This is a genomic window from Paenibacillus phocaeensis (assembly GCF_900021165.1).
GTDB classification, from domain to species: domain Bacteria; phylum Bacillota; class Bacilli; order Paenibacillales; family Paenibacillaceae; genus Fontibacillus; species Fontibacillus phocaensis.
The window spans coordinates 126,095-149,489 of record NZ_FCOQ01000009.1 but is presented as its reverse complement, the minus strand read 5'-3'; the positions used below and the strand labels follow the sequence as shown (position 1 = coordinate 149,489).

The following is a 23,395-nucleotide window of genomic DNA, read 5'->3' as shown; positions in this document are numbered from 1 at the left end:
AAATTGTCAAAGTTAACGCGCGATATTCCTTCGATTGTCAAACACTTCTGGGTTTTGATATGATAAAGTTTATAGCGAGAGGGTTATATTGTTGAAAATTTCATGAATCATCGATATAGGTAAACCTAAGCTAACCCTATTTCTAATGTAGGAGGATTGAATCGCGCGTGGACAAACCATTAAGTGTTCAGGCTTCTGCGGAATCCGCTGCGTTGTCCGTGAGACCTACTCCTCCGGGAGAGACGGCGACTTGGAAAGACTTCATTGCCTTGACCAAACCGGGCATCTTGCGCTCGAATCTGATTGCCGCGTTTGCCGGGTTTTGGGTGGCTTCCCGTTGGGAGCTTGATTATATTCAACTGATTGTCATGCTGTTGGGCACGACGCTGGTGATGGCGTCGTCTTGTGTTTTTAACAATTATTTCGACCGGGAAATGGATACGAAGATGGCCCGGACGAAGAACCGTGCTCTTCCCACAGGAAAGCTGTCTCCGAAGACGGTGCTGTGGTATGCGGTGATTTTGGGCATCTTAGGGTTAGCCGTTTTGTTTGTTTTCTCCGGTCCGCTGGCAGGGTTGTTTGGCGTGATAGGCATGTTGGTTTATGTTGTCGTCTATACGCTGTGGCTCAAGCGCAGCTCGACCTGGAGCACCTCGATCGGCGCGATATCCGGCGCGATGCCGCCGGTGATCGGTTATGTGGCCGCTTCGGGCCAAATCGATCTGGGCGCCTGGATGCTGTTTGCGTTGTTATTCCTGTGGCAGCCGCCCCATTTCTGGGCGCTGGGAATCCGCCGCACGGAGGAATATCGAGCCGCCGGCTTCCCGCTGTTGCCCGTCGTCAAAGGGATTCCGCGGACGAAGCTGCAGATGATTCCGTATCTCGTCTTGCTGATTCCGATTCCGATCCTGATGTATGCCTACGGCTACACGGGCATCTGGTTTCTCGTCATCGGGGGCCTGCTGTCGGTTGCCTGGCTGCTCATGGCCCTTCAGGGATTCCGGGCCAAGGATAACGACCTTTGGGCGAAACGAGTCTTTTTATTTTCAGTGAATTATTTAACGATTGCCTTGATCGTGATGATTTTGGATACGGTAAGGCTGTAAATAGGGGGATGGGGAATGGCGGTTTTGAAGAAATACAAATGGACATGGATTTTGCTGGCGATCTGTGTGATTCTCGCCGGCTATCTGCTCTGGGATACGTATGCTAAACCCAAGCTGCCAGTCATTCGTCCCGTTGCGGATTTTAGCATGGAGAACGTAGACGGCAAGACGGTGACACTGCAGGATACGAACGGCAAGGTCCGGCTGTTTTATTTCTTCTTCGCCAATTGCCCTGATGTGTGCCCGATCACGACCTTCCGGCTAAGCCAGGTGCAGGATATTTTGAAGGATAAAGGCCTGTTCGGGAAGGATGCTTCCATCGTGTCGGTCACATTTGATCCGGAGCGCGACACATTGGAGAATATCAAAGCGTTCGGGGATAAATTCAAGGCGGATTATTCCGGCTGGTATTTCCTGCGCGGCGATCAGCAGAAGACGATCGATCTGGCGATGGACTCATTCAAAATCCTCATCAACCAGGATGAGGACGGGAACTTTGTGCATATGGACTTGATCGGTCTCGTAGACCGTGAAGGAAGGCTGCGGGAGATCTACCGGCCGGAGGCGACGCCAAACGAGATCGCCGCAGGTGTCGTGGATCTGGTGAAGGAGTAGCGGAGCGACCGTCTGAATTCAAGATTCGATGTCGAGTCCGCTCCTTTGAATTCACTTCGCGATCAATTAAGGCTTTTCAGCGCCGAGAAGGTTGGATGAAGAGAGGGAGTGAGTAGCGGAGCGTAGGTAAATCCTACGTGAGCAACGGAGCGACCGTCTGAATTCAAGATTCGACGCCGAGTCCGCTCCTTTGAATTCACTTCGCGATCAAGTAAGGCTTTTCAGCGCCGAGAAGGTTGGATGAAGAGAGGGAGTGAGTAGCGGAGCGTAGGTAAATCCTACGTGAGCAACGGAGCGACTGTCTGAATTCAAGATTCGACGCCGAGTCCGCTCCTTTGAATTCACTTCGCGATCAAAAGCCGTCCGTTATAGGAAGCCGGTGTTGGGGGGATATAGAATATACTCCTCCAGCCCGGCTTTTTCCAATTGGGCGATCAGATATTCGTCAGGCGTCCCCTCTACCCCTGCGTAACCCCGTCTCGTATAAATTTGCACCGCATCGGGAAAAGCGTCCCGCAGCACGCCGCGGATGCGTTTGCCGGAAGGATCGTTATCGAGGAACAGGAACAGTTCGTCGTCTTTGACCTTTTTGCGCAAGCTTTCCAACTTCTCGTTGTTTAAGGTGCCAAATGTGCAGTAGATGCGGACCTCTTCGTCCAGCAAACGCCGCAGCTTGCTGCGGTCGTTTTTGCCTTCCACGATAATGCTGATGCTCAAGTTGAATCACCTCTGGTTCAAGGATGGGGACGGTTAGGTTTAGATCTAGTTTATCCCTTGGCGCGGGGGTGATGCAAAGCAGGCGGTTTTGTACGAGAAATCGTACAAACGCGCTCTTAAGCCGTCTTGACGTAGGAATTTGTGCGAAAAATCGTATAAAAGTGCTCGAGTGATGCCCTGAAACGCACTAGCGTTGCATTAAACCTGATATGGTGCTGTCCACCCCGCAATCTCACTTAGCGCACATTATGATAGCGACATTTTGGGCTGCTATTTCGCCCAGATATGCTTTTTCGGGAAAAATAGCGGCTAAAAAGGGCCTTATTTCTCTGGTGCGAGTACAGAAATCAGGTTTTGGCCCGATTTTTTTCAAAATAAGGCCCTAAATGACCTCTATTTCACACCAAAGGAGCGGATTCGACAAAATAGCGCCATAAAAGGCCGTTATCCACCTGCCCGGTTTCAAAGGGAGGCGGTTACGGCCATTAGACCCCTCGGGTTAATGCAACGCTAGTGCCTGAAACGGAGGTTTTGCACGAAAAATCGTATAAAACCGCCCATGTTCGATCCCCAGGGGCCTTTGTGCGAAAAATCGTACAAAACAATCTACAGCGTAGCGGTGTGACGCGAACTAAGTTACATACAATAATTAACGTGTTATCCCTGCATTGTGAACGGCTATACATCACTGAGCAGCGCCACCGATTCAACGATCACGTAACTTACTCGTCCTCCATAACAAGAAGTTCATGCAAGCTAATGTTGAGTGTTTTACAAATCTGTTCCAGAGTGTCAAAATAGGCGGCATTGACTTTATCGGAGCCGGATTGGCATTGGCCAATTCCCCTCCCGCTTTTGACATTTGGTGCGTTAAAAATAGGTCAAACCCAATTTTCAATTTTAAAAGGCTTATTCCAAGTTGTAAGTAGGAATGAGCCTTTTTTCATGGGAAAAGGTAGATTAGTCATCTTCCAATACAAGAAGCTCATACAGGCTAATGTTTAAAGTCTTACAAATTACATAAAAGGTGCTGAGATGCACTCTGTCAACTTCTTTGGAACAAAGATGGCTTACGGTATTTGGTCTCAATCCGGTTAGTCTTGCTAATTCCCGCTGAGACATATTACGTTCGGATAGAATTTCTTTGAGTTTTACGACAACTGGCAAGATGCCACCAACTTCCGAGCAGAGTTTTTATTTACTCAAATTATACGCTTTCTTGTCCATTATGGAAACATGATTGACTGTATCTCTTAGTAGATATATAATCGAAATGTATCTACTAGTAGATACAAAAATCAAAATTGTTTTATGGCAGACATTTAATGCAACATTATTGTCAGTCAATAATTAAAAGTGGAGGTGAAAATACGACTTACAGTGCGCTCGATAAGAAGCATAGCGACATTCTCGAACGTTATGCCAAGAACAAAGTTACGAAAAACGGAGCTGTTAGGCGGAGCATTGAGAGGCTGGATGATCGTAAAAAAGGAAGTGGCGTCTCCTACCAAAAGAACTCGCCGCTTCCTCCACGCAACTGCCTGAGAGGCAGATTGCACATTTAATCTATCATGTGTCAATCTTTCTTTCAAGGAGTTGTAGTCGATACCGAAAGGAAGATGAAAGTTGAAAAGTATGCTGGAAGCCTTCTATTGTGGAGAAATTCGTCCGGAAGAAAATAGGGTTCCGACAAACCCTGAGTACCGCAAAATAAGCAGAAGAGTGTCGGAAGCCATGGGGATGTGGGAAGGAAAACTATCTGCCGAAGATTTTAACCAACTTGAAGCGATGCTCGATTTACGCAGCCAATCCGAATCGATGCATGCTACGGATTCTTTTGTACACGGGTTTCAGCTTGGAGCAATAATGTTTATGGAAGTGTATGCGGCTAAGGAAGAACTTCTATGCGGATCAAGATAAGGGGGGCGAAGAGTCTACAAGCTCATTTGGTTTGAGAAAAAGCGAAAACAACCCGCCCGGGCCAGTTGCCCGGGGAACGGGTTGTTTTCGTATGATCTTACGATATTTTGACCAACGTTATCGAATCCGCCGGATCACCGTCCTAATTATACAGGTCGCCGAAACAAGCATGACGGCGGCTCCCAATAGCGTGTACTTTTCGCCAAAACTTCCCCTGGACATGGAAAACAGATACAGCTTCCCGACATATTTATCGCCCCCTATGTTCAGAACGTAATAAATCAGCGGAATCATGTAACCGATAACGGGAGTATGACCGATTCCATGGGCGAACAGTCCGAGCGCCCCGAGAAACAAAGCGCCGCAGAATGTGCCTAACGTATAGCGGACCAAAGGAAACTCGCTGCCGTTCAAAGCCATGGCCCAAGCGAAGCCGGCGATAATAGCCAGCGTCAGCAGGGCGGAGGTCGCCAGGCGGACCAGGAAAATACCGGTTTGCGAAACGGGCTTCGTCTCCGTCAAATCTCGGATGTCCTTATGCTGCTCCGGCATAAAAATCGGTACGAGCAGCACGATGCCGATCAGCGCAATAAATCTCTCCAGACGAATGGCAGCGGCCGTTGCGTCCAGGTAAGAAATTCCAAAAAGAACCGGCGCGAACAGAACAAAGAGAAGGGCGAGCAGCAGGTGGGGAAGCACGTTACGCTTCAGATTGGACTTTGCGATGTACGAATATGTTTGCCAAACGGAAATTGGGTCCATGGAGCTTCCCCCTCCTTTTGAGCTCGTAAACGCCGGCCGCGGCCCCAACCAACACAAGCGACAACATCGTATAACCGATTCGATTGATCATCAAGGTGTCCAGATGCTGCAAGAAAACTTCCGTATTGCCGATCGTATTGTGTCGAATCGCCAGATCGGCGCCATATCCGCCATAGATATGCTTCACCCCTCTATTGGTGTCGATGAACCACCACAATCCCTGAACCGCAATCGCGATGGGCGTCTCCGTCAGCACCGTCAAAAAAACGCCGACGGCGGTTGAACACATCAAGGACGGCAGCAGCCAACCCAGGCTGTATTTGAAAAAGGCAAGCCGGTCGATAGAATCTCCCGTATAATCGCCGGCCGTTTGCACCGTGAAATATCCGGCGAACAACAGGACGGGCAAGAACATCATGGCCACCAATGCCGCATAGCGGACGAACACGACCGTCAGGGAGGAGACTCGTCTGGAGTAAACGAGTTCCCGCATGCGGGTCCGGCGGTCCTTGAGACCTAATGCGACCGCAACGAAGACGGGAAACACCGCCAGCACGAAGCCGAAATAATCGCAAAAATAGCGCGCGAGCGCGCCGGTAATCCGGTCTTTATCCACGATAGCGTTGAACTCGGCCAGCGCGTCTTCATACGTCTTGTCCGTCTCGCCGAAATCGGCCAAGTTCGAAACGGCGTATTTCGAGCCGCCGCCGATCAGCTTGTCCGCCTGCTTCATCAGCTCTTTAAACCGCTCATAGCTAGGCTGGCCGTCCGTCAACTGCGCCCCAATCGCTTGGATTTCGGCTTGTTTGGCCTCACTGAGCTTTACGTTCTTGTAAATAAGTAGTGGAGGGGGATAGGCAATATACGCGTTTGCCTCGAATTCCGCGATCAGGGAGGCGGTTGCTTCCTTCATGATCAACTCCGAGTCGTCGACGTATTTTATGCCGTACCTTTCCAGCCCCGGCTGCGGCGCTTCGATTTTTTGAAATTCCTTGCCAAGCTGCGTATACCCTTCCAAAAGCAAAACCGCAACATAGATCCAGAACGTCCAGCTCAGCAGCGTTTTTTTACATTCCATCCGGAACATAAGCGGTCCCTCCATGAGCCGTTCGCGCTCCATGATCGTGCATGAGCAGCATATAGCCGTCCTCTAGATCCGGTTCGCACGGAATCGCGTTTGCGGTCGGCTTCCGGTCAGCCAGCAACCGGACGCTCGCCCGTTCACCGTAAGCAGACATTCCCGTGATGACAAATGTATCCCTAAGCCGTTCCAGTTCCGACCGGGATACTTCCGCATGGTATACTTTGCCTGCCGCGCTTTCAGCCAGCGCTTTCGCCTTGCCTTGGTACAGCAGCTTGCCCGCTTCCAGGACGGCGATCTCCTCGCAGGCCGCCTCGATGTCGCCGATGATATGCGTCGATAGCAGGACGATCCGCTCTCCGGCTAGTTCGCTCAGCAGATTGCGGAAGCGGATGCGCTCCTCCGGATCGAGCCCTGCCGTCGGCTCGTCGACGATCAGCACCTTCGGCTCGTGCAAGATGGCCTGGGCGATGCCAAGCCGCCTTTTCATCCCACCGGACAGCGCCTTTACCTTTTTATGGCGGGCGTTGCTCAAATTCACTCGCTCGAGCAGCAGCGGGATTCTCTCGCAGCGGGTTTCGCGGCTTAGTCCCGATAATACGCCAAGGTAGTCCATCGCCTCATACACGCCCATATTGCCGTACATGGAGAAATCCTGCGGCAAATAGCCAATGATGCGGCGGATTTCCTTGGCATTCTCGAGCGGGATGCCGCATACGGCAACGTCTCCGCTTTTTTTGTTCAGCAGCGTGGCCAGCGTCTTCATCAGCGTCGTTTTACCCGCACCGTTGCGGCCGAGCAGACCGAACATGCCTGGTCCGATCGTCAGGCTTATGTTCTGCAGCGCCTGCTTTTTGCCGTAATACTTGCTGAGATTGCGAATTTCGATCGACGTTTTTCCCACAAAAAACAACTCTCCTTTCATCGAGTTCAAGGAGAGTATACAATCCACGCTTCAATTTTTTTTCAACTTTCATGGAGTGCTGAAAAACTGGCCGTTACCCGGGCTCCCCCTCGCACTCCGTTGGACAAAACCAACCGTCCGCCATGTCTTTCGCACAGCGTCCGGCAAATATAGAGGCCGAGTCCGAAATGAACGGAATCGGACTTGTCTGTTCCCGCCTCTTCCCGGTAATACGGTTTGGCCGCCTCCCGCAGCGCCTCCGGCGAAAAACCGTGCCCGTCGTCTGCCACCTCTACGATGAGATGCGGCGTATCCTCATGGCGAAGCTCGACTTCAATTTTTTCTCTGGCATAACGGAGCGCGTTGGACAACAGATTTTCCACGACCCGGAGAACGATCTTGGCGTCCGCGCACACAAACTCCGCGCCGATCCGGTTAACGACGCGGATGTCGACGTCGGACTGGGCCTTCAGCGCTTCGGCGATGGAGGCGATCTGCCCGGACAAATCGGAGACGCGCAGTTTCTCGAAATCGATCGCCACATCTTCCAATTTATTCATTTCGCTCATCGTTTGAACATAACTTTCCAGCCGCTGCGTATGCCTTGAGATGGAGGATAACGTGGTCAACAGCTTCTCCTGCCCGATTCTCCCCTCGGGAACGTATCGGAAGAGAAAATCCGCATAGCCTCGCAGCACGGTCACGGGCGTCCTCAAATCGTGCGCGAAGGCGGCGTTCAAGCGCTTGCGCTCCTCCATCATCCGCCACATGCTGCGATGATTTTGCTCCAGCGCTTCCCGCATCGTTTCCAGCGAAGAGCACAGTTTGCCCATTTCGTCTTTGGAGTCGTAGCGCAGGGAAAAATCTAGATCGGATTCGGCGATTTTGCGGGCGGACCGGTTGATCAGCTCGATCGGCTTCTTCAGCTTGAAGCGGTAAAACAGAAACGCCGCCAAAAGCACGCAACCCCCGTAAAAAACGGGGATGGCCGCGAGTTGGGCAATGTGAATGATCACCAATTTTGCCCGATCCTGCGAGGTATACTCTTCGACCTGAGCGGAGACGCCGATGGCCATCGGCAATTCTCTTCCGGCATCGTCTCTGAATGTGGTGTACTCGGTTTTATCGTAGCGGCTGGTAATCGCCCCCTCCGCTCTAGACAGAAGCCCCAACGATACAAAGGTCAAGAGCGTTGCCAGCAGCATGAAAAGAATCGTGTAGATCACCAGCGCGGTCCGGATCGAGAGGTTGTTCCAGAAGCGTTTTACTCTGCCCATTTGTACCCGACTCCCCATACCGTCGCAATGCAGCTTGGACAACCAACCGCCGACAGCTTGGCGCGAATCTTGCGGATATGCTCGGCGATCACGGCGCTGTTCCCTTCGCTGTCGAAGCCCCATAAGCGCTCGTAGATCCGCTCCTTATCGAATACCTGTCCGGCATGTTGGGATAGAAAAGCGACGATTTCAAACTCTTTTTTGGCCAGTGGAATTAGTTCTTGGCGGTAAAAAACAGCCCGTTCGCTATAGTCGACGACGAGATCGCCGGCGAATTTCGCCTTCGTACGGGAATGGTTCCGCTGCTCGCGCCGCAAATGCGCGGCCACTCTGGCGCCCAGTTCCTCGATGGAGAAGGGCTTGACGATATAGTCGTCCGCGCCTGTGCGAAATCCGATAATCTTGTCGGCATCCTCCGCTTTTGCGGTCAAAAACAGGATCGGACATGCGGCGAACCGGCGAATTTTGGCGCATACCGCAAGACCGTCCATCTCCGGCATATTGATGTCCAGCAGCACTAGATCGGGGAATTTGTCCATTTGCTTCAGGGCTTCCTTCCCGTTGCCCGCGGACAGCACGAAATACCCGTTAATTTCAAAATAATCCTTCAGCAGCGCGACGATATCGGCTTCATCGTCAACGATCAACAGGGTCTGGCTCATCATGACCACCTCGCACCTTCTATCATACCATCGAAACATCAACTTTTTATCCACTCGCGAGACGATCGCGCCTATTAAGGAGAAGAACCGGTCTTTTTATATGCAAAAAACAGGGTGAACGCTCGCAGCTTTGCGGCGAGGTCCCCCTGTTTTTTTGCGCTAAAAATAAAATAAGAGCACTATTTATGAGTTCAAGGAAATTCGGAAAGTTGCACCCGGATCGCCGATAAACACGATCTTCCCGTTCTCTGGCAGCTCCACTTGGTTGTTCCCGCTGACCACCGAGAAATTCACGCAAGTCCCGGCAGCATCGTAGACCGCAAAGGCCGCTTGGGCCGGCAGCTCGACGGTCATGGTTTTTCCGGCCGCTTTGGCCGGAACGCTGAACCAGCGTGCCTGCTCCGTCGGACGCAAGGTCACCGAGGACTTCTTACCGGGATACAGCTCTTTGATTTGATCGCCGTTCAAGTACAGGGACCCGGCGGTCTCCAAATATTCGCTTCCGGCTTGGGTAAAGAAACGGAATTCCGCTGAATCGCGGCTGCCCGTAACGGGAACCGCATGCTTGCCCATCAACGAATCGGGACCCGTAATTTGTTTGTCCATCACGTAACCGGGCAAGCTGTCGGTGCGAGTGATTTGGTAAATGGGCAGCGTCATAAAGTAAGCCAATGAGCTGTATTTCTCCGATACCAGGAAATAGGATTTCCCGTCGCGCTGCTTCCAGGCTGCTTCAACGTCTGGAGTAATCGCGTTCGCCTCCAGCTTCTCCGCAGAATACAGATTTACCGCCAGTTGTCCCAACTCGGGAACGGAGGCATATTGTCTTTCCCAGAGATAGGTGCGGCCGTTCTTCTCCTTCACGAAAGCGACCTTCAAGGTGCCGTCTTCGCTGACGAATGTTCCGTCCTTCGTATAGATCAGCTTTGGAAGTCCTAAGGATTGACCGGGCGCGAACGGTGAAGTCACGTTGATTTCGCCATTAGCTACATCGATGCGGAGCAGTTGGTTCGTCGCCCCATAGAATCCGCTGTATTTTGTCAGTTCTTCCGGCATGTCGGCTTTTTCCGGTGTGCCGAAGCTCTTGGCCGGTTTCCGTTCCTTAATCGTGCCTTTGTCCTGTAGCGCCTGGAGCAACATCTCGTTTGCGAGAAGCTCATTCAGCGAGCTGGAACCGCCGGAGGAGAGGACGGCCGCGGCCATGTTCTGTTCCGGCAAAACGACGAGTTCGGCATGGTACATCAGCGTATCTCCGCCTTTGGCCAACGCCTTGATGCCGTACTCGCTGAAGGGGAACAGCTTCACGCTATCCCAGCCAAGCCCGTAATCAACGCTGTTGTCGGCGTCCTGCGGCCATAGGCCTCTTTTATATTCCGGCTGCGCCATTGCGTTCACCGCTTGTGGGGATAGAATATCTTTGGCTTCGCCCGTAAACAATCCGGCGAATTTCACCAAGTCCTCGGCGGTCGAGTAGATGCCGCCCGTTCCAATGACATTCACGGTCTCATTTGGCAGTTGCTCCGGGACTCCCGGCGCGTAAAGCGCGGCCATTTTGCTGGCATCCAGATTGTCCTGCGAGGTCAGCGTATGCTTCAAGCCTAGCGGCCCGGTGAATTCCTGATGGATATAGGCGGTAAAATCCATGCCGCTGACGCGCTCAACCAAAATTTCCGCCAGTGTAAATCCGTCGTTGCTGTAAACCGAATACGCCCCCGGGTCCGCTTTCAGGGATTGTTGGGCCAGTTGGTCCAGCAGCGTATCATGTGCGTAAGTATCGTTATCCTCGAATAAAAAGGCGTTAGCGAGGCTGGATCCCTCGAGTCCGGAGGAATGATTAAGCAGCATGCGCGGCGTGATTTGCTTATATCGTTCGTCCTTCATCTTAAACTCCGCTATATAGTTCACCAAAGGCGAATCGAGGTTGATTTTGCCTTGATCAACCAGTTTCATGACAGCGGCAGTTGCAAACATCTTACTGGTCGAGCCGATGCCGTACATCGTTTCGGAGGTCAGCGGCAGCTTCCCGGCCGCGTCATTCTTGCCGGTTACTCCGGAGACAATGATCTTGCCGTTGTCTATCAATGCGTATTGGACGCTGGTTGTTCCGTAGGTACCGGTGAGCAGCGCGGCCTTTGCGGCAGCGATTTCCTTCAGTCCCTGCGGTGCAGTGTTCGCTGGCGGCGCCTCGGCTGCCATAACACCGGTTGGCATCAAGAATGTAAGAGCGAGAATGATGGCGAGAAACATGTTGCGTTTTTTCTTCAATAAAAGCCCTCCCTAAATTTTGATCTATCTTTAAGTACGTTAAGAAAGGAAGGAAGGGTTCATGTTTTTCGGGAAATGATGAAAGGCGACGCCGCCGTGGAGGAAGAGAAATGGTCTAAACGCAAACGGTCTGCCAAGAGGGCAGACCGGTGTGCAGGGGTCAGAAATGATTTTAGGAACTAGTAGAGAGGAGCACGGAGGATAATCACCAGCAAGATGTACAACACGAGGATCGTCCCCGTCGATGTCCAGAATCCAAAGCCAGGACCTACCGGGCCCGGTCCGCAATTGTCAACGCCGCCCATCAATGTTCACCCCGCTTCCGCATGATCGGTTACTACACGATTATCTTATGAAGGACAGTGATCTGTGCCCTGTGCGGCTGCCTAAGAAAGGGGAAATATCCATTGCACCTGTCCATAGGCGGGGACTAACATTCAGGGATGTCCGGTACCGGCCCCAACCGGGGGCGGCAGGGGGGACTTGAACTTTTTGGGCGGGACGATGATGATGGCCAGCATCAACACAAAGAAGGCCAGGAAATAAGGCGAATACGAGCCGTGAATCGCTCCCGCAGCAATCGGACCGAGGAAGGAACCCAGCGACATGGCGATCGATTGCAGGGAAAAAACCGTCCCCAGCCGCTTTCCGCCGCTTAAATCGATAAATAACGAAGCGATGGCCGGGAACACCACGCCTTTGGCCATCCCCAAGGCAAACAGCGTCACGGGGAGCGGAATGGAATCAAAAGCAGCCATGACGAAGAAGGATAAGGCGATCCCCAGAATGCCGATGCTCGCTCTTAAATAAGGGGAATAGTGACTTAGAAATAACATCGACAACGTTACCAGCGCCCCTAAGCTGATGATGGAAAAATAGAATCCGGTATGAAGGATCCCCTCGGCCCCCCCGGCTTGCAGCGGCAGTTCAAAAAACAAGATCCCTTGAGAGCAAGCGACGGCAAGCGGCAGCAGGTAATACCGCAACGGAATAACATTGATTTTGACCGGGATCTGACTTTTGGTGGCGGAACCCGTCTTGCCGAGACCCTCGGCCAACGTTCGGGAGGGCTCCTTGATGGTAAAAATCGCTATGATCCCCGTCGAAATCAGCAGCCAGCCGAGCATCTGGAAGGTGATCGTAAAGCCGGACTTAGCAACCAGAAAGGCGCCGGCGGCCGGTGATACGACGGAGGCAACGGTATGCATGACCCCATGCCCGGCCATGAGCTTGCCCTGCTGCACCGCATTCTTGGACAAGGAGGCGAGCATCGCCAGGCAGGCCGGGGACAGAAAGGCCAGCACAAAACCGCTGATCGAACGCAGCACGAGTAGTTGCCAGGGCTCTGTAACATGAGCTTGCAGCAGCAGGATTCCCCCGGCCGTGAGCAAGCTGAAAATCATGTACCCCTTGCTGCCGTGGCGGTCGACGCCTTGCCCCGCAAGCAAATTGCCTGGCAGATGCGTCAGGGCATAAATCCCCATCATCCAGCCGATGAACGTCGGCGCTGCTCCGAGTGACAGGGCGAAGGGGGTCAGGATCGGGTACTGCGCGTGCAGATCGAAGAAAGCCAGAAACATAAAGAAGTAGAGCCAGAAGGCGATTTTCACGCGTCGCCCCTCCTTTTCGTAAAATGGACTGTTGTTATACTTGTACGCTCCCCAGGACGAACTTATTACCCTCGGCTGTTTATCACGCGGTTTCTCAGGGAAGCTCACTCGGCGTCGAATCTTGAATTCAGCCAGTCTCTCCGTTGCTCACGTAGCCTCCAGCTACGCTCCGCTACTCGATCCTTGCTTCATCCAACCTTCTCGGTGCTGAACAGCCTTTTCGGCTGTCTGTCATGTAGTTTCTCAGGGAAGCTCACTCGGCGTCGAATCTTGAATTCAGCCGGGCCCTCTGGCGGAGGGGTTAAGCTGACATGGCCTTGGGCCATCATGTATAATGGGTTTAACTCAAATTAAAGGAAATCTATAGATGGAGGATTCATCATGTTTGATGTACAAGTATGGACGGAATTTTTGCAGGAAAATTGGCTGGTGATCGTTGTTGCGCTGGTCGTTCTTTTCCTCGTGCTGAATTTTGTGAGAACCGTGGTGAAATGGGCCCTGGTGCTGGTTATCGCCGCATTTATCATCATTTACAGCGGCATTACGATGAAGGATATCGGGGATGCGGTCACGACGGTCAAGGAACAAGCTCTCGACATCAGTAAAACCGAAGCGTTAAACATGATGAAGAACGAAGCGAAAGAAGCAGAACTTACGCAAAATCCAGACGGGACGTTCACCATTACGACCCCGAACCTGGAGGTTACTGGACAAGCGGGCAGCGATAAGGTCAAGGTCTCGTTCCGCGGGGTTTCCCTCGGAGAATGGTCAATGAACGACACGCTGGAGGCATTTATCCAGGAAGCCAAACGAAATTCCCAATAATGTGATACGGTGAACACCCAGATTGGACGGAGGATCTTATGAAGCTCGACATGATGACATGGCTGCAAACCCTAAGCGAATACAATTGGATCACGGTGCTATTGTTGATTGTACTGCTCGGTTCGGTGCTGCAAGGATTGGTGCGCGGGGCGTCCCGCTCGGCAGGCCGTCTGTTTGCGCTGCTTAGCGGCGGGGTGTTATCGCTGGTCGGGATTGCGATTGCCATCCCGTTAACGATGTGGGTGTCGCCCAAAGTTCAGACTTGGCTGTCGGCACTTCTCCTTCCAGAGCGGGAACTGGCTCGATGGGAGCAGGTCCTGTACACGCTGATTATGGCGGTGCGGGATTTTCCGTTAATGCGGTTTGCTGTCGTGTTCCTTCTGCTGTATTGGCTCATCCGTACCTTGGCGGGATTTGCCATGCTGTTCGTCCGCGGAGGGGGCGGCTTGTTTGGCTGGCTGTTCTCCGGCGGGGACCGGCCGGCTTCGCTGCTGAGCCGCTTAACGGGGGCCGGGATTGGGGCGGTCATCGGGACCGCACGTTGTCTGATGCTGATCGCTTTGTTATTTATCGCCGTGACGTTGTATCCTGACAGCGGGTTCAGCCGTTATGTGGAAGCTTCGCCGGTTTACCAGCAAGGGGCGAAGACGGTGATCGAACCGCTTACCGGCAATTTGATCAAAGAGAAGCTGCCGGTGTTTACCCGGAGTGTAGAAGCCGAGCTGGGCAGCATTTTGCAGCAGAAATATGAGGTCATCGACGCCAATATCCCTGAATCCATCGAGCTGGCCGCGGCAGAAATAACTAAAGGGGCCGATACCGACGAGGAGAAGGCTCGCAAGCTCTACGACTGGGTGGGAACCCGGGTGTCATACGATTACGACAAAGTGAGAGACTATGAGAAGAAAGGGATCTGGCACGAGCAAACTCCGCAAATGACGTTCGATACGAAACGCGGCGTATGCATTGATTACTCCCGGCTATACGCCGTGATGGCCAGGTCCTTAGGGCTTCAGGTGAAGGTCGTGACCGGCCTCGGTTATGACGGGCAAGGCGGATACGGTCCTCATGCCTGGAACGAGGTCTTTTTGTCCGAGAAAAACACCTGGGTTCCGCTCGATTCGACATGGGCCAAGAGCGGGGATTGGTTTAATCCGCCGGCTTTCAGCGAAACCCACGTCCCCGACAAGCTGATCTAAGTACGCAAATACAGCATACAGCGCTGGTCGGCTTGCATCCGGCGGCTAACGGAAATCAGATACGTTATCGGCTGGTTGAGGGGTGTTTTCCAATTCTAACGGATCGAGGAGACCTTATTTAGTAAAAAAGCAGGCAAATGGCTGCCGCCACGGCTTCATAAGGCATTTGTGTTCCGTTACCGCGGGAAATGATCGGGAAATCAGGGAATAAGGGCTGTACGATCCGTTAACATAATGTACCTGGAAGTTGCCGCGCACCTATGGCCGAGAATTGCTGGAAACGGGGTGTAACTTCACCGCGCCTTATTTCGTTATGGTACTATAGAGTAGATGATCTGCGACAATTCATGATTTAAGGGATAGAAAGTAGGGAAACACCTTGAAAAGCACTTATGTAAATGATCCGCAAGAACAGGAAATCGCCATGCAACGCCATTTTAATATACGGTTGAACATGTTTTTCTTTAGTGCTTTTGCCATATTCACCGTGATTATCGTCCGTCTTGCCATCTTGCAGTTTGTCGAAGGTCCCACGTTATCGCAGCAGGAGAGCAATCTGCGGGTGAAGGACGTGCCGCTGTCGCCAACGCGCGGAACGATCTATGCGGCCGGAGGCGAGAAATTGGCCTATTCCACGCCGGTACAATCGCTGTATATCACCCTGCAGAAGGACTACAGCAACGCAACGGACAAAGGAAAAACCAACCGCCCGGAGGCTTTGGCTTTGGCGGGCGAATTAAAGGAAGTGTTTGACAAGTACGGCAATGCGGATTCTAAAATGGCCGAAGATGACATTATCGAAGCTATGGATCTGGATTACCGGAAGCAGAACGGGTTTTCCCCGCGTCGGATCAAAACGGGTTTGACAAGGGAAGAGGTTGCTTATTTTCTGGAGCGAAAAGATCAGTATCCGGGGATCGAGGTCGTGGAGGAAAGTATCCGGCACTACGATAAGGATACGGTGGCGGTTCAGGCAATCGGGTATTTGAAGAAATTCTCCAGCGCATCGACTACAGACGCTTCGGATCTCCAGTATTATAAAAATATCCGGGAACAAAAGGACACGGACCCGGCACTGCAATACACAGAAACAGAGCTTGTCGGTTATGACGGGTTGGAACTGTATTATCAGGAGCAACTCCGTGGGAAAAATGGTTATAAGAGCGTGCCGATTGACCCTCGTAATATGGCGACCGGTATTGCGGAGATAACTCCACCCGTAAAGGGTTATGATCTGCATACTAATATTAATAAAAATATTCAAATGGTTGCCGAACAGGCGATCCTGGATCAGATCGATTGGGTGCATAAAAATCCGGTTTCGGGCAAGACCCATCCTAATGCCAAAACCGGGTATGCTGTGGCTATGGAAGTGGATACCGGCAATGTAGTAGCCATGGCAAGTATGCCGGATTATGATACGAATTTATGGCAGTCTGGCGGTATAGCTTCGGATGATTGGTCCAAAATTATGACTAATTATCAGAATGGGACGATTACTCCGATTAGTTCGGGGCGTTCAGGTCACGATTTTGACTCTGCTGTTCTGCTTGGCTCAACGATCAAACCCCTGTCCGTATTGATTGGTCTAAACGAGGGTTTGTTCAAGTCGACGGATTATTATCCTGATACGGGTATCGCTTATTTCGGGAAGAATGATTCTTCCAGCGTACGCAACTCGGGAAGACATGCTTATGGATCGATTAACCCTACGGATGCGATTCGCCACTCCTCGAATACTTTTATGGTTGATATGGTTGGAGAGAAACTTTGGAAGAAGTACGGGTCAGAGGGGATTGGTGTTTGGGATAAGTACATGAAAGCATTTGGCCTTGGGGTTTCGACCGGGGTTGATCTTCCTAAAGAATTTTTAGGTAAATTGGGGTATACCGATGACCGGGAAACATCGTTATCTCGTTTAGTATATGCTTCATTTGGTCAACAAGGCGGATATACGACGATGCAATTGGCTCAATACACTGCGACATTAGCGAATCGCGGCTTGAGGATGGAACCACATCTTGTAAACAAAATAACGGACGAGAACGGAAATATTATTCAGGAATTCAAGTCAAAAGTACTGAATAAGGTTGAGTTTAAAGATGCTTATTGGGATGCGGTGATTAAGGGGATGAGGACCGATGTAACGGCCTTTAACGGATTTCCGTATGACTTTGCACGGAAGACGGGAACCTCGGAGCAATGGGGAGCCGGCGCCAATCGCGATAACGGTGTATTTATCGCGTTCGCGCCGCGGGAGAACCCGAAGCTGGCAGTCGCGGTCGTCATTCCCGAGGGCGGCTTCGGCGCCTACAGTGCCGCACCGGTAGCTCGCAAAATCTTCGATGCGTACGATCAGGAATACGGCCTGGACGGCGTACCGAAGAAGGCCAAAAATCAACAACAACAGACGGGGAATACCTCGTCCGATCAGAATGGGAATCAAACCGAGTAAACCACCCCTTAACTTAATATTCGTACAGCAGCGACCTTTTCACATCATGTTGAGAAGGTCGCTTTTTTGATCCCCTAAGCGAGGAGGGAACGAACTAAACGATGAACAGATACGTGTCGGAAGATCCTCGGGAGCAGCAGGCCTCCATGCGGCGGCATTTTCACATTCGGTTGAATTTGTTTTTCTTCAGCGCTTTTGCCCTATTTACGATCATCATCATCCGGCTTGCGATCATGCAGTTCGTGGAGGGGCCGACGCTCTCCAAGGAAGAGGTCAAAATGCGGGTCAAGGATGTGCCGATGCCGCCGGTCCGGGGATCGATTCTGGCAGCAGGGGGAGAGCGGCTGGCGTACTCCACCCCCATCCAAACTTTATATTTGACTCTGCAAAAAAGTAACTACGATGCTGCGACCGAGGCGGGAAAAGCTAATTTGACGGAGGCAGCGGTGCTGGCGAAAGAGCTGAAGAAGGTTTTCGATACCTATGGCGATCCGGAATCCAGGATGACGGAGGCGGAGATTCTGGATCAGATGGATTTGGACTTCCGTCGCGGAGGCGGATTTGCTCCGCGCCGAATCAAGAGCGATTTAAGTGAACGGGAGATCGCGTATTTCCTGTCTCAGAAGTACAGATTCCCCGGGATAGATATCATTGAGGAATCGGTGCGGCATTACGATCCCGATCTCGTAGCGGTACAAACGATCGGTTACCTCAAGAAGTATCAATCCACCTATGATTTGGCGGCGTACAAACCGATCAGGGAGCAGAGGGATACGGATCCGGCGCTGCAATACACGGAAGAGGAGTTCGTCGGCTTCGACGGATTGGAGCTTTACTATCAACGGGAGCTGCGCGGCAAGAACGGATACAAGCAGGTCTCGATCGACCCGCGTAATATGGCAAACGGCATCTCCGAAATCGTTCCTCCCGTAAAAGGGTATGATCTGCATACCACGCTAAATAAGAATGTGCAGTTGGCGGCAGAGCAGGCGATTCTGGACCAAATCCAATGGGTGCACAAGAATCCCGTCTCCGGCAAGGTGCATCCTTACGCCCAAACCGGTTATGCGGTAGCGATGGAGGTTGATACGGGCAACGTGATCGCTATGGCGAGCATGCCGGATTACGATACGAATGTGTGGCAATCGGGCGGGGTGTCCGAAGAGGTGTGGAACCAAATTTCGTCAAACTATCGAAACGGAACGATCACGCCGTTTTCCTCGGGGCGCTCCGGCCATGAATTTGATTCGACGGTGTATCTGGGATCGACGATCAAGCCGTTGTCGGTGTTAATTGGACTAAACGAAGGTTTGTTTACGACAACTACGAAGTATAACGACCGTGGAATTGCTTATTTCGGCCGCAACGACTCGGCGAGTGTGCGGAACTCCTCAAGCCATGTGTACGGCTCGATTGACCCCGAATTAGCGATCCGGTATTCCTCCAACGCGTTTATGGTCGATATGGTCGGCGAGCAGCTTTACAACAAATATAGAGCCAAGGGAATCGAAGTTTGGGACGATTACATGAAACAGTTTGGGTTAGGCATCTCCACGGGAATTGATTTGCCCGATGAATACCGGGGGATCCTGGATTATAAAGACGAATCGCAAACGGCGTTGTCCCGGTTGGCCTATGCTTCCTTCGGACAGCAGGGGAAGTATACCACGATGCAACTGGCGCAATATGCCGCGACGCTGGCTAATCGGGGGAAGCGCATGCAGCCTAGACTTGTGCAAAAAATGACCGATGCCGATGGCCATGTGGTGGTGCAATTTGAGCCGAGGGTGTTGAACGAGGTCAAGATGAAAGGCGCCTATTGGGACGAGGTCATCGGCGGGATGCGAACGGCCGTGAGCGCATTTGACGGGTTTCCGTACGATTTTGCACGGAAGACGGGGACTTCGCAGCAGGATTACAGGAAAGAGCTGTTGGATAACGGCGTATTTATTGCGTTTGCGCCGAGAGAGAAGCCGAAGCTGGCGGTGGCGGTTGTCATTCCGGAAGGCGGATTTGGCGCCCACAGCGCGGCTCCGGTCGCGCGGAAAATCTTCGATGCGTATGACCGGGAATACGGATTGGCCGGAATCCCCCCAAAATAATCGGTTCCAAAGCTAGAGCCTTGCTCGCTTCGAGCGGGCTTTTTCTTATGGAGTTGATTTTTTTTGGAGTTCATTTTTTCGTATTCTTGGATTTCCCCCTTGCCATTTGGCAGACTTTTGCTTAAAATTTGCATTAGGGAAACATTTTTAATATTAACTAACAAATAGTCACAAGGAAAACAAGTGTTCACTTGTACAACATTAACGGTTTTCGAGGAGAGGAGAAGGGAAATGGATGAATTGAAAGTGAAGAAGAGCCCGTTCGAAAGGGCCAAGATGACATTGGGAGTGTTGGCCTTAATCCTATTGGCGGCGTGCAGCAAGGTCGAAGGCCAGGCGGATCAAAGCCGGCGTTCAGCGGACGCTTCCCAGGTACAGGTGGTGGCTACGATTGGAATGATTTCGGATGTTGTCCGGGAGGTCGGCGGTGAGGAGGTGGCGGTGACCGGTCTCATGGGCCCTGGAGTAGATCCCCATCTGTATAAGGCGTCGCAGGGCGATATCGAGAAGCTGGACAATGCGGACATCGTCTTTTACGGGGGGCTGCATTTGGAGGGGAAAATGACGGAAATTTTCGAAAAACTGGAGCAGAAAAAGCGGACTGTGGCCGTTTCGAAAGACATCGATCCCGGCGAACTGCGATCCGGTGCGAATGCCGGAGGCACGCAATATGACCCGCATATTTGGTTTAACGTCCGGCATTGGATCACGGCGACGCAAACGATCCGGGATACGTTGACGTCCTATGATCCAGATCATGCGGAGGTATACCGTCAGAACGCCGAGGCGTACATCGGCGAATTGGAGAAGCTCGACGCGGAAGTGAAAGAGCGGATCGCGGAAATTCCGCAGCAGGATCGGGTGCTGGTAACGGCGCATGATGCGTTTGGCTATTTCGGAGACGCCTACGGGATTAAGGTGATGGGACTGCAGGGAATCAGTACGGCGGCGGAATACGGTTCGAAGGACGTCGCTAAGCTCCGGGACTTCCTGGTCGAGAACAAGATCAAAGCCGTATTCGTCGAATCAAGTATCCCAACCAAGTCGATGGAGGCGGTGATCGCCGGGGCCGCAGAGCTGGGGCATACGGTCCAGATCGGCGGCGAGTTGTATTCCGATTCGCTGGGCGAACCCGGTTCAGAAGCGGATACTTACATTCACATGGTTCAGCATAACGTGAACACGATTGTCGAAGCGTTGAAATAGAGAGTCCAGAAAGGGGAGAGCAAGGATGAACGGGTATCCACTTGAAGTGAACCGATTAACGGTCGCTTATCAGAAAAAGCCGGTGTTGCGATCGGTATCTTTTCAAATTCCGGAGGGTCAGTTGATCGGGATTCTCGGTCCGAATGGGGCGGGAAAATCCACGCTTCTGAAAGCCGTACTGGGATTGCTTCCGACGCTGGACGGTGAAGTTCGCATCTACGGCAAGTCCTACCGGGAGCAGCGCAAGCTGATCGGTTACGTGCCGCAGCGGGAATCGGTCGATTGGGATTTCCCAACGAACGCGCTGGACGTCGTGATGATGGGGCGTTACGGCCAGCTTGGCTGGTTCCGCCGCCCCGGGGCGAAGGAACGGCAGATCGCGCTCGAGTGTCTGGCAAAGGTAGGGATGGCGGAGTTTGCCGGCCGCCAGATCAGCCAGCTGTCCGGCGGCCAACAGCAGCGGGTGTTCCTGGCCCGGGCGCTGGCGCAGAACGCGCAGGTGTATTTTATGGATGAACCGTTTGCCGGCGTGGATGCCACTACCGAAAAAGCGATCATCGCTTTGCTGCACGAATTAAAAGAACAGGGCAAAACGGTGCTGGTCGTGCATCACGATTTGTCGACAGTCAAGGAATACTTCGATCACGTAGTGCTGCTGAACGGCGAGTTGATTGCCGCAGGACCAACCGGGGAGACGTTTACGCCGGATCATTTGCACAGGACGTACGGCGGAAGAATCGCCATGTTGGCGGATTTCGGCGCTGTGCCTGCAGGGGCGGTGTAACGGCGATGCTGACGACAATGTGGCAATGGGTGACTGATCCGAACCTGCAATGGATCTTGATGGGATCCCTGTTACTTGGCTTGGGCAGCGGCGTCATCGGATCCTTCACTTACCTGCGCAAACAAAGCTTGCTTGGGGATGCGCTGGCGCATGCCGCGCTGCCGGGGATTTGCATCGCGTTTATGCTGAGCGGGGTCAAATCGGTGGGCTTGTTCATGCTGGGCGCCATCCTCGCCGGGATGGCTGCGACGTTTGGCATCTCCGCGATTACCCGGTACACGCGGATCAAGCAGGATGCGGCGCTTGGGATTGTGCTGTCGGTGTTTTTCGGCATCGGGATCGTGATGTTGACCAAAATTCAGCACAGCGGCAACGGGAACCAGAGCGGACTCGACAAATACATGTTTGGCCAGGCGGCTTCCATGATGCTGACGGATGTCTATCTCATGGGCGCGGTGTCCGTGCTGTTGATTGCGATTAGCGCGCTGCTCTTTAAGGAGTTCAAGTTGGTGAGTTTTGATCCCGGTTTTGCCCGGGGAATGGGGCTCAAAGTTGCTTTCCTCGAGCAACTCCTGCTGTTGATGACCGTCGTTGCGGTTGTCGTAGGCATTCAAGCTGTGGGCGTCGTATTGGTGGCCGCCCTGCTCATTACCCCGGCGGTGGCCGCCCGGTACTGGACCGACGCTTTAGGCGTTATGGTCGTTCTGGCCGGCGTTTTTGGAGCGCTGTCAGGGGTTACCGGCACGCTGATCAGCTCCACCTTGTCGAATCTGCCGACAGGTCCGGTGACGGTGCTTGCCGCTACGGCATTGTTTGCTGTCTCTGCCGTGTGTGCGCCGAATCGGGGGCTGTTGGCCAAGTGGGTACGCCGCGGGCGCGGCCGCAGCGAGGTGCAGCAACCTGCGGAGCTGGCGATGATCCGGCAAGCGGGACACACCGTCGAAAGGGGGACGGATTAAAATGGCCGATTTTTGGATTATCTTGACCGGTACGCTTGTAGCGGCAACGTGTGGAATTCTGGGCTGCTTTCTGATTTTGCGAAAAATGGCCATGGTTGGGGATGCCATCAGCCACTCCGTGCTGCCTGGCATCGCGATCGCCTTCCTGATCAGCAGTTCGCGGGACTCCATGCTGATGTTAGTCGGAGCTGCCGTGCTGGGACTGATCACCGTCTTTCTGATCCAGGCGCTGCAGCAAAGCGGCCTGCAATCCGATGCCTCGATCGGCATTGTGTTTACGGCGCTGTTCGCCGTTGGCGTGATTTTGATCAGCCGGAACGCTTCGCATATTGACCTGGACCTGGATTGCGTGTTGTTCGGCGAAATTGCTTATGTCCAATGGGATACCTGGATCTGGAACGGCTACGATATGGGACCGGTCGCCGTCTGGATGTTGGGCGGGACGCTGCTGATCGTGCTGGCGGCCATCCTGCTATTCTACAAGCAGTTCAAGTTATGCGCCTTCGATCCCGCGTTGGCGGCCGCGGTAGGGATTCCGGTGGTGTTGTTCCACTATTTGCTGATGGGGCTCGTTTCACTGTCGACGGTGGCTTCTTTTGAGAGCGTAGGGGCGATTCTGGTCGTCGGCATGCTGATCATCCCGGCTTCTGCGGCCTACCTGCTAACCGATCGGTTGAGCGTGATGCTGGTGTACAGTGTCCTCATCGGCGCGATCAGCGCAGCCGGCGGCTACTATGCAGCGAAATGGCTGGACGCCTCCATCGCCGGCTCGATGGTTACGGTAGCCGGACTCCTGTTTCTGCTGGCATTTGTGGGTTCTCCGAAACACGGCCTGATCGCCCGGTTCGGGAACCGGAAACGGCCGCACTCTGCTGCGGCTTAAATCAGCGGAAGAGCGGATGGCCGGTGGATGCTGGAAATGAATTGTTTTTGCTACCAAGTGCCT

At 52.8% G+C, this 23,395-nt stretch carries 22 protein-coding genes; 11 read left to right on the top strand and 11 right to left on the bottom strand.

The window, feature by feature from the left end; translation table 11 throughout:
- Nucleotides 1-167: 167 nt before the first annotated feature.
- Together cyoE and BN3795_RS03720 are read left to right on the top strand one after the other, a co-directional pair.
- Nucleotides 168-1,106, top strand: coding sequence for a heme o synthase (gene cyoE / locus BN3795_RS03725; RefSeq protein ID WP_068783400.1), 939 nt, complete (start codon nucleotides 168-170; stop codon nucleotides 1,104-1,106).
- Nucleotides 1,107-1,121: 15 nt separating this feature from the next.
- On the top strand, nucleotides 1,122-1,721 hold the full coding sequence (locus tag BN3795_RS03720; RefSeq protein WP_068783399.1) for an SCO family protein: 600 nt from the start codon (nucleotides 1,122-1,124) through the stop codon (nucleotides 1,719-1,721).
- A gap of 366 nt (nucleotides 1,722-2,087) precedes the next feature.
- Here the strand turns inward: BN3795_RS03720 and BN3795_RS03715 are convergent, their stop codons facing one another.
- The 3 genes from BN3795_RS03715 to BN3795_RS24925 form a co-directional block, all read right to left on the bottom strand.
- Complete coding sequence (locus BN3795_RS03715) at nucleotides 2,088-2,438, bottom strand: toprim domain-containing protein (RefSeq protein WP_068783398.1); 351 nt, start codon at nucleotides 2,436-2,438, stop codon at nucleotides 2,088-2,090.
- Between the two features lie 722 nt (nucleotides 2,439-3,160).
- Nucleotides 3,161-3,280 carry a helix-turn-helix domain-containing protein gene (locus tag BN3795_RS26060; protein WP_269800207.1) on the bottom strand — a complete coding sequence of 40 codons (120 nt, stop codon included), beginning with the start codon at nucleotides 3,278-3,280 and terminating at the stop codon, nucleotides 3,161-3,163.
- A 118-nt stretch (nucleotides 3,281-3,398) separates the two neighbouring features.
- A complete protein-coding gene (locus BN3795_RS24925; protein WP_110944995.1) occupies nucleotides 3,399-3,605 on the bottom strand; it encodes a helix-turn-helix domain-containing protein in 207 nt (68 codons plus the stop codon).
- A 468-nt stretch (nucleotides 3,606-4,073) separates the two neighbouring features.
- Between BN3795_RS24925 and BN3795_RS03710 the strand changes: the two genes are divergently transcribed.
- Nucleotides 4,074-4,358: a DUF6809 family protein gene (locus BN3795_RS03710; protein WP_332835586.1), complete on the top strand. Its 285-nt coding sequence runs from the start codon at nucleotides 4,074-4,076 to the stop codon at nucleotides 4,356-4,358.
- 117 nt (nucleotides 4,359-4,475) lie between these two features.
- Here the strand turns inward: BN3795_RS03710 and BN3795_RS03705 are convergent, their stop codons facing one another.
- From BN3795_RS03705 to BN3795_RS03675, 8 genes are all read right to left on the bottom strand, one after another.
- The gene (locus BN3795_RS03705; RefSeq protein ID WP_068783396.1) at nucleotides 4,476-5,120 is read right to left on the bottom strand and encodes a hypothetical protein; all 645 of its coding nucleotides are present in this window, start codon (nucleotides 5,118-5,120) and stop codon (nucleotides 4,476-4,478) included.
- Entirely contained in the window at nucleotides 5,059-6,207 is a 1,149-nt protein-coding gene (locus tag BN3795_RS03700) for an ABC transporter permease (protein WP_068783395.1), read from the bottom strand. Before BN3795_RS03700 ends, BN3795_RS03705 begins: the two co-directional genes overlap by 62 nt.
- Nucleotides 6,188-7,105, bottom strand: coding sequence for an ABC transporter ATP-binding protein (locus BN3795_RS03695; RefSeq protein ID WP_232729844.1), 918 nt, complete (start codon nucleotides 7,103-7,105; stop codon nucleotides 6,188-6,190). Before BN3795_RS03695 ends, BN3795_RS03700 begins: the two co-directional genes overlap by 20 nt.
- A 62-nt stretch (nucleotides 7,106-7,167) precedes the next feature.
- Entirely contained in the window at nucleotides 7,168-8,382 is a 1,215-nt protein-coding gene (locus BN3795_RS03690; protein ID WP_068783394.1) for a HAMP domain-containing sensor histidine kinase, read from the bottom strand.
- The gene (locus BN3795_RS03685) at nucleotides 8,370-9,044 is read right to left on the bottom strand and encodes a response regulator transcription factor (RefSeq protein WP_068783640.1); all 675 of its coding nucleotides are present in this window, start codon (nucleotides 9,042-9,044) and stop codon (nucleotides 8,370-8,372) included. Before BN3795_RS03685 ends, BN3795_RS03690 begins: the two co-directional genes overlap by 13 nt.
- Nucleotides 9,045-9,227: 183 nt before the next feature.
- Nucleotides 9,228-11,309 (bottom strand): serine hydrolase domain-containing protein, encoded by a 2,082-nt coding sequence (locus BN3795_RS03680; RefSeq protein WP_068783393.1) that lies wholly within the window; start codon nucleotides 11,307-11,309, stop codon nucleotides 9,228-9,230.
- A gap of 179 nt (nucleotides 11,310-11,488) precedes the next feature.
- Complete coding sequence (locus BN3795_RS25810) at nucleotides 11,489-11,614, bottom strand: sporulation protein YjcZ (RefSeq protein WP_110944991.1); 126 nt, start codon at nucleotides 11,612-11,614, stop codon at nucleotides 11,489-11,491.
- A gap of 132 nt (nucleotides 11,615-11,746) precedes the next feature.
- Nucleotides 11,747-12,919: an MFS transporter gene (locus tag BN3795_RS03675; protein ID WP_068783392.1), complete on the bottom strand. Its 1,173-nt coding sequence runs from the start codon at nucleotides 12,917-12,919 to the stop codon at nucleotides 11,747-11,749.
- A 381-nt stretch (nucleotides 12,920-13,300) separates the two neighbouring features.
- Between BN3795_RS03675 and BN3795_RS03670 the strand changes: the two genes are divergently transcribed.
- From BN3795_RS03670 to BN3795_RS03635, 8 genes are all read left to right on the top strand, one after another.
- Nucleotides 13,301-13,744, top strand: coding sequence for a hypothetical protein (locus tag BN3795_RS03670; protein ID WP_068783391.1), 444 nt, complete (start codon nucleotides 13,301-13,303; stop codon nucleotides 13,742-13,744).
- A gap of 38 nt (nucleotides 13,745-13,782) precedes the next feature.
- A complete protein-coding gene (locus BN3795_RS03665) occupies nucleotides 13,783-14,943 on the top strand; it encodes a transglutaminase domain-containing protein (protein WP_068783390.1) in 1,161 nt (386 codons plus the stop codon).
- A gap of 424 nt (nucleotides 14,944-15,367) precedes the next feature.
- Nucleotides 15,368-17,398: a peptidoglycan D,D-transpeptidase FtsI family protein gene (locus tag BN3795_RS03660; protein WP_110945022.1), complete on the top strand. Its 2,031-nt coding sequence runs from the start codon at nucleotides 15,368-15,370 to the stop codon at nucleotides 17,396-17,398.
- A 101-nt stretch (nucleotides 17,399-17,499) separates the two neighbouring features.
- Nucleotides 17,500-19,500, top strand: coding sequence for a peptidoglycan D,D-transpeptidase FtsI family protein (locus tag BN3795_RS03655; protein WP_068783388.1), 2,001 nt, complete (start codon nucleotides 17,500-17,502; stop codon nucleotides 19,498-19,500).
- A gap of 231 nt (nucleotides 19,501-19,731) precedes the next feature.
- On the top strand, nucleotides 19,732-20,706 hold the full coding sequence (locus BN3795_RS03650) for a metal ABC transporter solute-binding protein, Zn/Mn family (protein WP_068783387.1): 975 nt from the start codon (nucleotides 19,732-19,734) through the stop codon (nucleotides 20,704-20,706).
- A 25-nt stretch (nucleotides 20,707-20,731) separates the two neighbouring features.
- Complete coding sequence (locus tag BN3795_RS03645) at nucleotides 20,732-21,490, top strand: metal ABC transporter ATP-binding protein (protein ID WP_068783386.1); 759 nt, start codon at nucleotides 20,732-20,734, stop codon at nucleotides 21,488-21,490.
- A 5-nt stretch (nucleotides 21,491-21,495) separates the two neighbouring features.
- Nucleotides 21,496-22,449, top strand: coding sequence for a metal ABC transporter permease (locus BN3795_RS03640; RefSeq protein ID WP_068783385.1), 954 nt, complete (start codon nucleotides 21,496-21,498; stop codon nucleotides 22,447-22,449).
- A 1-nt stretch (nucleotide 22,450) separates the two neighbouring features.
- A complete protein-coding gene (locus BN3795_RS03635; RefSeq protein WP_068783384.1) occupies nucleotides 22,451-23,332 on the top strand; it encodes a metal ABC transporter permease in 882 nt (293 codons plus the stop codon).
- Nucleotides 23,333-23,395 lie beyond the last annotated feature (63 nt).

Coding starts and splice junctions, on each gene's coding strand:
- BN3795_RS03720 (WP_068783399.1), top strand. CDS start 1,122: ATGGCGGTTTTGAAGAAATACAAATGGACATGGATTTTGCTGGCGATC.
- BN3795_RS03640 (WP_068783385.1), top strand. CDS start 21,496: ATGCTGACGACAATGTGGCAATGGGTGACTGATCCGAACCTGCAATGG.
- BN3795_RS03635 (WP_068783384.1), top strand. CDS start 22,451: ATGGCCGATTTTTGGATTATCTTGACCGGTACGCTTGTAGCGGCAACG.
- BN3795_RS25810 (WP_110944991.1), bottom strand. CDS start 11,614: ATGGGCGGCGTTGACAATTGCGGACCGGGCCCGGTAGGTCCTGGCTTT.
- BN3795_RS03685 (WP_068783640.1), bottom strand. CDS start 9,044: ATGAGCCAGACCCTGTTGATCGTTGACGATGAAGCCGATATCGTCGCG.
- BN3795_RS03650 (WP_068783387.1), top strand. CDS start 19,732: ATGGATGAATTGAAAGTGAAGAAGAGCCCGTTCGAAAGGGCCAAGATG.
- BN3795_RS03710 (WP_332835586.1), top strand. CDS start 4,074: ATGCTGGAAGCCTTCTATTGTGGAGAAATTCGTCCGGAAGAAAATAGG.
- BN3795_RS03700 (WP_068783395.1), bottom strand. CDS start 6,207: ATGTTCCGGATGGAATGTAAAAAAACGCTGCTGAGCTGGACGTTCTGG.
- BN3795_RS03705 (WP_068783396.1), bottom strand. CDS start 5,120: ATGGACCCAATTTCCGTTTGGCAAACATATTCGTACATCGCAAAGTCC.
- BN3795_RS03670 (WP_068783391.1), top strand. CDS start 13,301: ATGTTTGATGTACAAGTATGGACGGAATTTTTGCAGGAAAATTGGCTG.
- BN3795_RS03690 (WP_068783394.1), bottom strand. CDS start 8,382: ATGGGCAGAGTAAAACGCTTCTGGAACAACCTCTCGATCCGGACCGCG.
- BN3795_RS03660 (WP_110945022.1), top strand. CDS start 15,368: ATGCAACGCCATTTTAATATACGGTTGAACATGTTTTTCTTTAGTGCT.
- BN3795_RS03665 (WP_068783390.1), top strand. CDS start 13,783: ATGAAGCTCGACATGATGACATGGCTGCAAACCCTAAGCGAATACAAT.
- BN3795_RS03655 (WP_068783388.1), top strand. CDS start 17,500: ATGAACAGATACGTGTCGGAAGATCCTCGGGAGCAGCAGGCCTCCATG.
- BN3795_RS03645 (WP_068783386.1), top strand. CDS start 20,732: ATGAACGGGTATCCACTTGAAGTGAACCGATTAACGGTCGCTTATCAG.